The 6,083-nt window shown below is 33.9% G+C and carries 5 protein-coding genes; 2 read left to right on the plus strand and 3 right to left on the minus strand.

What is annotated here, in order from left to right; all coding sequences use genetic code 11:
* Window position 1 precedes the first annotated feature (1 nt).
* The 3 genes from yidD to folE form a co-directional block, all read right to left on the minus strand.
* Entirely contained in the window at window positions 2-238 is a 237-nt protein-coding gene (gene yidD / locus ACRHNM_RS15715) for a membrane protein insertion efficiency factor YidD (protein ID WP_431137590.1), read from the minus strand.
* 136 nt (window positions 239-374) lie between these two features.
* The gene (gene cysS / locus ACRHNM_RS15720) at window positions 375-1,853 is read right to left on the minus strand and encodes a cysteine--tRNA ligase (RefSeq protein ID WP_431137591.1); all 1,479 of its coding nucleotides are present in this window, start codon (window positions 1,851-1,853) and stop codon (window positions 375-377) included.
* A 23-nt stretch (window positions 1,854-1,876) separates the two neighbouring features.
* On the minus strand, window positions 1,877-2,554 hold the full coding sequence (folE, locus tag ACRHNM_RS15725) for a GTP cyclohydrolase I FolE (RefSeq protein WP_431137592.1): 678 nt from the start codon (window positions 2,552-2,554) through the stop codon (window positions 1,877-1,879).
* A gap of 298 nt (window positions 2,555-2,852) precedes the next feature.
* On the opposite strand from folE, the gene ACRHNM_RS15730 reads away from it, so the two are divergent.
* Window positions 2,853-3,329 (plus strand): hypothetical protein, encoded by a 477-nt coding sequence (locus ACRHNM_RS15730; RefSeq protein ID WP_431137593.1) that lies wholly within the window; start codon window positions 2,853-2,855, stop codon window positions 3,327-3,329.
* A 10-nt stretch (window positions 3,330-3,339) separates the two neighbouring features.
* A partial coding sequence (locus ACRHNM_RS15735; protein ID WP_431137594.1) for a PKD domain-containing protein occupies window positions 3,340-6,083 on the plus strand: 2,744 nt, incomplete at its 3' end.

Below are 6,083 nucleotides of genomic sequence, written 5' to 3' on the forward strand. Positions count from 1 at the left end.
TTTAGTTGTCATCCTTGTCAGGAACAGGATCGTAACCACTTTTTCCCCAAGGATGACAACTAAAAATCCTCTTAATCGCTAATGTCCCACCTTTAAAAAAGCCATGTACTTCTAAGGCTTCTTTTGCGTAATGTGAACACGTAGGTTGAAATCTACAAGAGGCAGGCGTTAATGGAGAAATGAAAGTTTGATAGACTTTAATTAAAAGGAGAAATGGATATGTTAGGAGTTTTTTCAATTATTGTATAGTTGTTTGTTGTGAAGATGTTAAGTTGTTTCTGGTTTAGTAATTCTATTTCAAATCTAAGAAATTCATTTAACGAACAGAATTATTACTAAACGACTCAACAGCAAACAGCTTCTCAACTTAACATTTAAAGCGAAAACGTCGTTCCATCCTTGCCATCATTCAATTGAATGCCTTTTGCTGCTAATTCATCACGAATTTTATCAGATAAAGCAAAATCTTTATTGGCTCTGGCTTCTTGCCGTAGCTGGATCAATAGCTCTACAGCTCCTGAAAGTTTTTCAGTTCCAGCTTCAGATTGAGATGTATTTACCAATCCTAAAACATCAAAGGAGAAAGCATTCATCGTTTGTTTCAAAATATCTAAGTATTCAGATGTTAAAGATGCCTTATTGTCTTTAGTTTGATTGACTACTTTTACTGCTTCAAAAAGATGCGCAATTAAAACAGGAGAGTTAAAGTCATCATTCATAGCGTCATAGCATTTCTGTTTCCATTCGCTAACATTAAATGTTGATGTACTTCCAGCTTGTAAATCGTCTAAACTATTGATGGCATCCATTAATCTGTAAAAGCCTTTTTCACTTGCCAACAAACCATCATCAGTTAAATCTAAAACACTCCTGTAAGAGGATTGCGCATTAAAAAAACGAATCACACTTGGCGCATAGGCTTTACTAAAAAATTTGTTGTTTCCAGATAATAATTCATCAGGATTAACTGTATTTCCAGTAGTTTTAGACATACGTTGTCCGTTTAACTGAAGCATATTGGCATGCATCCAGTAATTAACAGGCGATACACCTTTAGCAGCTTCACTTTGAGCAATTTCACATTCGTGATGTGGAAATTTTAAATCCATTCCACCTCCATGAATATCAAAATTATCACCTAAATATTTTGTACTCATAGCTGTACATTCTAAATGCCAGCCAGGAAAACCGTCACTCCAAGGTGAAGGCCAGCGCATGATGTGTTGTGGTTCGGCTTTTTTCCAAAGCGCAAAATCCTGAGGGTTTTTCTTATCACTTTGACCTTCTAAAGCACGCGTGTTGTGGATTAAGTCTTCCAGTTTTCGCTTACTTAATTTTCCGTATGTATTGGTTTCGTTAAACTTATGGACATCAAAATAAACCGAACCATTAACTTCATAAGCAAATCCGTTATCAATTATCGTTTTAATCAATTCGATTTGCTCAATGATATGTCCAGTAGCAGTAGGCTCAATACTTGGAGGTAAGAAATTAAGCGTGTTTAAAATATTATGAAAATCTACAGTATAACGCTGAACAACTTCCATAGGTTCAATTTGTTCTAAACGTGCTTTTTTAGTGATTTTATCTTCACCAGTATCAGCATCATTTTCCAAATGACCTGCATCTGTAATGTTTCTAACATAGCGTACTTTAAACCCTAAATGTTTCAGATATCTGTAAATCATATCAAAAGACATAAAGGTTCTAACATTCCCTAAATGCACATTACTATACACTGTTGGTCCACACACATACATCCCAACATAACCTTCTTCAATAGGTTTAAAAACTTCTTTTTTACCGCTTAATGAATTATAAATTTGAATGGTTTGGTTTTGGTATAGTTGCATGTTGATGGTTGAGTATTCAGAAATTAAAATTCTGTGTCTAACTTAATATAATCTAAAAATTCTCTTTTGGTTTCTTTGTCTTTGAATTTTCCGCCAAATTCTGACGTTACAGTGCTGCTGTCAATATCTCTGATTCCTCTCGAATTTACACAAAGGTGCTTTGCATCAATGACACATGCGACATCTTCAGTGTTAAGAACGCTTTGTAACTCTTTGACTATTTGAATCGTTAAACGTTCCTGAACTTGAGGTCGTTTAGCAAAGTGATCTACAATTCTATTCATTTTTGAAAGACCAACTACTGTTCCATTAGAAATATAAGCAACATGTGCTTTTCCTACGATAGGAAGTAGGTGATGTTCACAAGTTGAATATACTGTGATGTTCTTTTCAACAAGCATTTCACCATACTTGTATTTATTATCAAAAGTTGAAGCTTTAGGTTTTCTTTTAGGATCTAATCCGCCAAAAATTTCATTCACAAACATTTTAGCAACACGATTAGGAGTGCCGTTTAAACTGTCATCTGTTAAATCGAGTCCTAAGGTTTCCATAATATGACGAACATCGTCTTTAATGATATCTATTTTTTCATCATTAGTAAGTTTGAAAGCATCATTACGTAATGGTGTTTCAGATGAAGAACCTACGTGGTCATCACCCATTGCTTCAAAATCTGCCAAGTCTTTTTCTATTTTCATTAATTAAATATTTCTGAATACAACCAAATAGGATTTAAAACTCGGTAGTATTCTTTAATCAAATTTTTGTCGAGTGTATTTAAACAACTCAAAAATTAAAAACTTCTAAATCAACTTAAAAAAGTTGCTTTAAGAGTTTGCAAAGATAAACAATTAAAAAAAGTTAATCCATAGGTAGGAGTTTTTTAATCTCAAATGTTATAGTAATGTATGTATTGGTCGTTATTTGCGATTCAACATTAACAGTGTTTTAATTAAAATTTTCTTAAATTTCACGTCTTTTAATCAATAGAAAGCTATGAATACAAAATCTATTCTGCCTTTGGCATTCATTTTAAGTGTGTTAACGGTAAATATATCGTTTTCCCAAAATAATCAAAAGCAAAAACCATTACAGCATGTTGTGTATAATGATAATGTTGATGCACCTCTAACCGTAAATGAGTTAAAAAAAATCACAGAGGTTTATGGAGAACACGCTAAAGAAGATATATTAAATAAGCCTCAAAGATTAAAAGATGTAAAACACATTCTTAGAAACAGAGTGGAGATTATAAAGGTGGACAATAAGGATTTGTCAAGTTTTACAAATTTATCTTCGGTACCACTTTTCAATCATTATAATAAGACCTTAAGTCGTGATGCATCTTATAATGCGAGTACGTTTAATCCATTAAAATATCAATTTAATTTTTATTCAAGAGAAGGTTCAACAACATATCGATTTGATAATTCACCTTATTTAATAATCATCAAATCTCAAAACCCTCAATAATCATCATATTATGAAAAAAGTAATTACTCTTCTATTCCTAACTTTTTCAGTTTTTTCATATAGTCAGGATATTCTGATGCAAGATGGAACTATAAGTCAATGTACAGATCGATTTTTTGATTCTGGAGGTGAGTTTGGACCCTATTCTAGCAACGAAAATTTTACATTAACAATTTGCCCTCCAAATGCAGGTGACGCTATTCAGTTAAGTTTTACAGCTTTTAGTTTACAATTAAATCTGGACATATTAACTATTTATGACGGTCCTGATAATACGTTTCCATCTTTAGGTTCATTTTCTGGAGGAAATAATCCAGGTGTCGTTGAAGCGACAACACCTTCAGGGTGTTTAACTATAGAGTTTGTTTCAAATGCCTCAGGAACAACGACTGGTTGGGCAGCAGATATAGCTTGTTTAACACCTTGCCAATCTATTGTTGCTAATTTAGATAGTACAAACCCAGCATTTGATGTTAATAATGTTGTTGTAGCTGATGTAGATGAAGTTATTACTTTCAATGCTAGTGGAACATTTTCAGTAAATGGTGCAGGAGCAACATATTCATGGAATTTTGGTGATGGTAATACAGGTACAGGAGCAACTACAACACATCAGTATACTACAGCTGGCTTATATGCTGTGACCTTAGTTATTACAGATACAAATCCTGCAGGATGTTCCAGTACAAATGCAATTGACTTGACCGCTCAAATTGGAGCATCAGGACCTGGTAATCCGTTTGTAGAAGCAGGTGACGATATCGTAATTGATTGTGATGAAACCTGTACAGATATTACAGCTGAATTTTTAGATATAGGAGAAACTAACACCTATACCGTTACTGAAATTCCATTTGTGCCACCATTTTCATTTCAAGGCTTATCAAATTCTTTAAATCCAAATCAAGATGATCGATGGTCCGATGTTGAAAGCTTACCTTTTGACTTTTGTTTTTTTGCCAATATAGAAACCCAATTTCAAGTAGGATCTAATGGCGTGATACGTTTTGATGTTGATGCAGGAGATACGAGTAACGGATGGTCTTTTGATGAAAGCTTACCTAACAATGGAAATGATACTTTAGGTGAAGCGAATATTTTGACTCCTACTCACGATATAGATCCATCTGTAGGTAATGCAGAAGAAATAGCTTGGGAGATTATTGGTACAGCGCCAAATAGAGTATTAGCGGTTTCCTTTTTTGAAGTACCATTGTTTTCATGCAATGATTTAGTAGCAACTCATATGGCTGTATTTTATGAAACAACTAATGTGATAGATATTTATATTAAAGATAAACCATTATGTACTGGTTGGAATGATGGAAATGCAGCAGTTGGTATTCAAAATGATGCTGGTACAACAGCTTTTGTACCACCTGGAAGAAATACAGGACAATGGCAAACATCAGATGAAGCTTGGCGTTTTACGCCTGCTGGACCAAGTATTATTGATTTCGCTTGGTTGGATGATTCTGGAACTGTTATTGGTACTACACCTACTTTAAATGTTTGTCCTAATGGTACTACTACATATACAGCACAAGTTACTTATACAAATTGTAATGGTGATGCGGTTGTTGTTACTGACGATGTAACTGTGTCTAAAGATGTGCCTTTTACTGTAGATTTAGGTCCAGATCAAGAGTTGTGTGAAGGTGATGCTGATGTTGTTTTAGATGCAGATATTGGTTCTGCTACAGCAACTTATCAATGGTTTGCAAATGGTATTTTGATGCCTGGAGAAACGAACCCAACGTTAACTGTAACTTCACCAAATTCAGATACATACCTTGTTGAAGTTACAGATCAGAGTTGTACATTAACAGAAGATGTTGATATCACTTTCTTTCCAAATCCGCTCATTAACCCTATTTCAGTTTATCAATTATGTGATGATGCAGTGTTGGATGATTTAACGGAGTTTGATTTATCTACTAAAGATGCTGAAATCATTGGAGCTCAGTCAGATGTGGCAGTGTCATACCATATTTCTCAAGATGATGCTGATAACAATGCAAACCCTTTACCAAATTTATTTACAAATACAGTAAATCCTCAAACTATTTTTGTTAGAATAGTAAACACAAATAATCCTAATTGTTTTGTAACTACAACATTTGAAGTACTAGTTGCATCAGGAATTGAGTTAGTTCAACCTGATGATATGGTAGTTTGCGATGATATATCTGGTGATGGTTTTGAATCTTTTGATTTAAATTCACAAACGGCTACTATTCTCAATGGTCAAACAGGCGTGTCTTTAACATATCATCCTACTCAAGCAGATGCTGATGCAAATACAAATACGCTTGTAAGCCCTTATACCAACCTTACCAACCCTCAAACGATTTTTGTTAGAGTAGAAAATGATTCTAATACATTATGTTTTGAAACGATATCATTTGATTTAATTGTAAACCCAGGACCTACAGTTACCGTACCAACTCCTTTATCTGTTTGTGATGACGATACTGATGGCTTTACCATGTTTACTTTAACGGATGCTAATACAGATGTGATTAATGGTCAGACAAATGTTGTTGTTTCTTATTATGAAACTCTTGCAGACGCTAACGCAGCTACTAACGAAATTTTCTCACCATATACTAATACAGTTCCAAATTCACAAACTGTTTTTGTAAGATTAGACGACACTGTAAATGGATGTTTCAGTACCACCACATTAGATTTAGAGGTAATAATGAATCCAGTTGCAAATATTGTTACAGCTTTAGAGGTTTGTGATGATGA

Source organism: Psychroserpens mesophilus, from assembly GCF_050617655.1.
GTDB classification, from domain to species: domain Bacteria; phylum Bacteroidota; class Bacteroidia; order Flavobacteriales; family Flavobacteriaceae; genus Psychroserpens; species Psychroserpens mesophilus_A.